Below are 5679 nucleotides of genomic sequence, written 5' to 3' on the forward strand. Positions count from 1 at the left end.
CCGATATTACTAAGTTCAGTCAGGTGTCTTACAAGACTGCCCTTCTAATTGGTCTCTTCCAGTGCCTTGCCCTGGTACCAGGTACGTCAAGGTCTGGTTCTACAATTATAGGAGCTACCCTACTTGGTACATCTAGGTATATAGCAGCAGAATTTTCATTCTTCCTAGCCATACCTACTATGCTGGGTGCCAGCCTACTGAAGCTGCTTAAGGCTGGTTTCGCTTTCACAGGTTTTGAATGGTTTATCATGTTCCTAGGATCCCTTGTAGCCTTTATAGTTTCGGTTATAGTTATAAAGTTCTTTATGTCCTACATAAAGAAACACGACTTCAAGGCCTTTGGTGTATATAGAATCGTACTAGGTATAATAGTATTTATTTACTTTGCAATAGCAGGATAATATATAATAATAAACCAGTCTTCAATAAGTATTGCACTTATTGAAAGACTGGTTTATTTTTTATTTATTATTGATTTGATTTTTATATAGCCTATATAGCTATTATATTCTTTACTGTATTCAGGTACATTAAAAATATATTCTAGTCAATTAGAAGCTTAAATATATCACTAGACTCCTTATCGTAGGAGGCTATAATAGATAAATAGTCCTCTACCCTTGTCATAGCTGTGTACACCTTGTTTAGGTCTCCTACGAAGTCATTTATCTGGTAGTCCTGGTCCTCAGGGCTTACCTTTTGGTTGTATAGCATTTCTAATTCACAGATGATGATAGCCTTGTATGATAGGGATTTTATTGAATATATGTTAGATATAGTCACCCCTGTCTTTGGCGTAAGGTTGGTAACTGTATCATCTGCGTACATATAAGGTATATCTGCATCTTCTAATGACTTTCTCAGCATATACTGGAAGTATATCATCTTTCCATTCTTTAGCTTTTTCTTGTTAAATGGATATACCACCGCTATGTCTTCAGGTCTAAAGCCACAGTCATTTATAAGGTGTTGAATTTCCCATACTACAGAATGAATTTGGTCATCTAGGTCGTCCACCTTGACTATATTTACGTTCATACCACTTTCATATATAGCTTCTGTCTTCATGAATATGGTAGTCGGAATATTGTCTCTTAGGAACCTTATATAGTCGTTTGACCTGTCACAAAAACTATTTATAAAGTCAACCACTTCTCGTGACTGTCTGTAATTCTTTTTTAGAAATAACTCTTCCTCATATTCTATATCTTCTTTTATCCTGCACTTGTATATATTGAGACTATTGTTAATATTATATGACTTACACACATTAACATTAAATACCCTCTTACTCGTATATAGGAACTGGTAAATAAGGTTAATATCCTCTTCATTCATATTTTCTGCTTCGTCTATAAAGATACCCTTAAACATTTTTTTATTCTTTACTGAGTTGTCAACTTGTTTCATTATATTGGCAAAGGCCTTATCATAGTTGGTCTTTACAAGGTTGTAGTCAATCACCAGCTTGTTTATCTTGGCTATCTTGAATATAAAAGAACTGAAGGTATATACCATAATATTATTTGTATCTACCTTTAGTATATCTAAGAGCTCAAGGTACTTGTTGGCCTGCTGCTTAGTGAAGGTCAAGATCAAGAAATTATGGTGGGGATATATTTTGGATAGCTTTATTACCCTACCCATCATAATTGCACTTTTCCCTGTACCTGAGCCCCCAACTATGGAGTGATTTCCATAGTTTACAGAAGCGATATTGAGGATCTGCTCATCATCCATCAAGGCAAACTTGTAGTCTAGGTATTTGTCATGAAAACTGATTCTTTTGAGCTTATCATTTATATTTATGCCCCTAGTCAAGGTAAAGTACTCAGTGCAAATCCTAAATAGGTACATAGACATACTCACCTCATCATTTTCATCTCTTAGATATGGTCCCAGATCGACCTTATCATCATTTATAAGCGCCTTTACCCTAGTACCACATAAAACATTCTCAGCTACAAAGTCATCCATTCCATAGGTATCTTCAATATAGTCAATATATGGCATGACATAAACATAGTTGTAGGATATATTTGGATAATACCTATCCATATTTTCCTTCATGAGCTCATATTCTTCCTTCATTATTTCAAGTATTTCTTCATCTAAGAAGGAAAATAGCTCTTCAGTGGTATCCATAAATTTTATAAATAAGAGTCTATTGTCCCTTATATAGAGCATATCGGTGTTTACCCCCTTAAATGGAACTACTTTAGGCAAGATAAATACATCTTCATCTACATTTTTATATATAAATTCTTCAACTTTTTTTAGTTTTAGAGCGTCAAGGTTTGAAACTATATTTGTAAATTTTTTCAAAACCAGCACCTCCTATTTAGTATTAAATCAAATATATTTACTAAGTATTATACCACAGAATTCCAAATAATAAACTAGAAAGGACTTGACTAAATATCCTTATAAAAATAAAAAGAGGGTATCTATTTACTTAATCTTATAAATAGATACCCTCCTTTCTCGAGGCTTCCCTTATAGGTAAGCTCATTTAAATCTAGCTCGCTTATTTAGCGTAATCAGTAGCTCTTGTCTCTCTGATTATGCTAACCTTGATCTGACCTGGATATTCAAGTTCTTCTTCTATCCTCTTAGTCATATCCCTAGCCAATAAGTGCATTTCTTCATCATTTACATACTCTGGCTTAACCATTATTCTGACCTCTCTACCGGCCTGGATTGCAAATGATTTTTCTACACCTTCGTATGAATTAGTTATTTCTTCAAGCTTTTCAAGTCTCTTTATGTAAGCTTCAAGAGTTTCTCTCCTTGCACCAGGTCTAGCAGCAGAAACAGCATCTGCAGCTGTAACCAAAACAGCCTCAACTGTTTGTGGTTCATAATCGCCATGGTGGGTACTCATAGCATGTATTACATCCTTAGATTCCTTGTACTTCTTTAATAGGTCCATACCTATTTCTATGTGTGTACCTTCAATCTCATGGTCAACAGCCTTGCCAATATCATGTACCAAACCAGCCCTCTTGGCTAGCTTAACATCTGCACCAATTTCCTCAGCCATAATACCTGCTAGGATGGATACTTCTATAGAATGCTTTAATACATTCTGTCCATAACTTGTTCTGTACCTAAGTCTACCTAGTAGCTTGACCAACTCTGGATGAAGTCCGTGTACACCCGTATCGAACATGGCCTGTTCACCAGCTTCCTTAACGATATTCTGTACCTCTTTCTTGGCCTTTTCTACCATTTCTTCAATTCTGGCTGGATGTATTCTACCATCACCAATCAGGTTTTCAAGGGCAATCCTTGCTACCTCTCTCCTAATCGGATCAAATCCTGATAGGATTACTGCTTCTGGAGTATCGTCTATAATCAAGTCTATACCAGTCAATGTTTCCAAAGCCCTGATATTTCTACCTTCTCTACCAATTATCCTACCCTTCATTTCGTCATTAGGTAGGTTAACTACTGATACAGTAGTTTCAGCAACATGGTCTGCGGAACACTTCTGGATAGCGTAACCAATGATTTCCCTAGCCTTCTTTTCAGCTTCTTCCTTGGCCTGAGCTTCCTTTTCCTTGATCATTAGAGACATTTCTCTTCTGACGTCTCTCTCAGCATTAGAAAGTATTATTTCCTTGGCTTCTTCAGTTGTAAAACCTGATATACTTTCCAATTTCTGCTGTTGCTGGACCTTTATTTCCTCTACTTCACTTTCTTTTTTTGCAACCGCTTCATTTTTTTTCTGTAGGTTTGCTTCCTTCTGCTCTAAAGACTGAATCTTCCTGTCAAGAGTTTCTTCTTTTTGTAAAACTCTTTTTTCATATTTCTGTACTTCATTTCTTCTTTCCTTGTTTTCTTTTTCGCCTTCAGTACGTAATCTATGAATTTCTTCTTTAGCCTCTAGAAGTTTTTCTTTCTTAACTGTTTCAGCATCTCTGTTTGCCTTTTCAAGGATTTCTCTAGCTAAATTTTCAGCCTGTCCTATCTTGGCTTCAGAGATGTTTTTTCTGATAACATAACCAATTAATAGCCCTAGTAATACTGCCACTACAGCAGTTATTATTATATAAGGATTAATTGCGTCCACCTCCTTTGTCTTATTCTGTTTTCAAAGTTCATTTTCATTCAATATTCGTTTATTCGCATATCAACAAAAATTATAGCTTTTAAATCATAAATTTTTGTAGGCACATACTCCCACACTCTATTTTATAATCTTTTTAATTTTGTGTCAAGCTAAACATTATTTGCCTATTTTACCTATTTAAATCAAAAGGATTAGGTAAATTCCCAGCTTTTACTAAATTAAAAAATGAATATTTGCCACCTAACTTACATATTTTTAAGTAGTCATTCCAGGCAATATCAAAATCCTCCTGCATTTTTTCATAAAAATTCAAAGCACAAATTTGGGCCAAAACATAGTCTATATAATAGAAGGGATCCTTAAATATATGCCCCTGCCTATACCAATATCCTCCCCTATTTAATATTTCTAAATCGCCATAGTCCCTATAAGGCAAATAATTCTTTTCTAGCCTTGACCAGGTTTCCTTTCTCTGTTCCGGCGTCATATCTGGGTTTTCATATATCTCATGTTGGAAATGATCCACTAGACAGCCATAAGGTAAAAACTTGATTGCAGCCCCATAGTGGTAGGTCTTATACTTTTCTACATCCTGACCAAAGAAAAAGTCCATCCACGGATATGTAAAGAATTCCATGCTCATAGAATGTATTTCACATGAGTCTAGAGTTGGAAAAATTAACTCTGGCATATTTATATGTCTAGACATGTACATCTGAAAGGCATGTCCAGCCTCATGAGTTAAGACGTCAATATCATCAACAGTCCCATTAAAGTTTGCAAATATAAAGGGCATCCTGTATTCATGCAGAACCGTACAATAGCCTCCCATAGCCTTATTCTCCCTAGCCTCTACATCAAATAGACCTCTAGAAAGTAGGAATTCGAAAAATTCCTTTGTTTCTTCAGATAGGCTAGAATACATTGCCCTTCCAGCCTCAAAGATTTCTTCACTGCTCCCTTGTGGCTCGGCATTTCCATCCAAGAATTCAATTTTTTCACAGAAATAGTCTATCTTGTCCCTACCTATTCTTTTGGCCTGGTCATCATATAGGTCTTGGGCTTTTTTTCCATATTTTACAAGAACATTTTTCCTTAAATTAGCCACCATATCCCTATTGTAGTCGGTTCTCTGCATCCTATAATATCCCAAGTCAACAAATGATTTATAACCCATTTTAAGGGCCATCTGGTGCCTTATTTTGACCAGTCTATCAAATATCTGATCAAACCTAGCTTCATTCTCTTCAAAAAAGTGTGTATGGGCTCTTATAGCCTCCTCCCTAACCTTATCATCAAGAGATTCCATGTAAAGATTCATATCTGAAAGGTTGCATATCCTTCCATCAAAGTCTATTTTTGCTGACGCCAATAGGGCTGTATATTCGGACATAAGCTTATTTTCTTCCTGCAAAAGTCCTATTATTTCCTTGGAAAAGCTCTTAACATTGCACTCCATTAGTCCGTAAAATTGCTGACCATACTCCCCTATTATCTGGTCCTTATAATCTATCTTTAAAAGGGTTTGGTAAAGGTTGTAGTCTAGGTCTTGGTATAGGGGACCATACTCATCCCAATATTCATTTTCAGCCATATAAAAGTCG

The 5679-nt window shown here is 35.7% G+C and carries 4 protein-coding genes; 1 reads left to right on the forward strand and 3 read right to left on the reverse strand.

Annotated features, from left to right (window positions below):
• Window positions 1–401 (forward strand): undecaprenyl-diphosphate phosphatase (locus ACW6OJ_RS07250; protein WP_456096166.1); only part of this gene is annotated, 401 nt, incomplete at its 5' end.
• Between the two features lie 142 nt (window positions 402–543).
• Here ACW6OJ_RS07250 and ACW6OJ_RS07255 read toward each other — a convergent pair.
• The 3 genes from ACW6OJ_RS07255 to ACW6OJ_RS07265 all read right to left on the reverse strand — a co-directional run.
• Complete coding sequence (locus tag ACW6OJ_RS07255; protein ID WP_456096167.1) at window positions 544–2334, reverse strand: UvrD-helicase domain-containing protein; 1791 nt, start codon at window positions 2332–2334, stop codon at window positions 544–546.
• A 193-nt stretch (window positions 2335–2527) separates the two neighbouring features.
• Complete coding sequence (gene rny, locus ACW6OJ_RS07260; protein WP_455104531.1) at window positions 2528–4066, reverse strand: ribonuclease Y; 1539 nt, start codon at window positions 4064–4066, stop codon at window positions 2528–2530.
• A 178-nt stretch (window positions 4067–4244) separates the two neighbouring features.
• A partial coding sequence (locus ACW6OJ_RS07265; RefSeq protein WP_456096168.1) for a M3 family oligoendopeptidase occupies window positions 4245–5679 on the reverse strand: 1435 nt, incomplete at its 5' end.

The sequence above is a fragment of the Peptostreptococcus sp. genome, assembly GCF_977045075.1.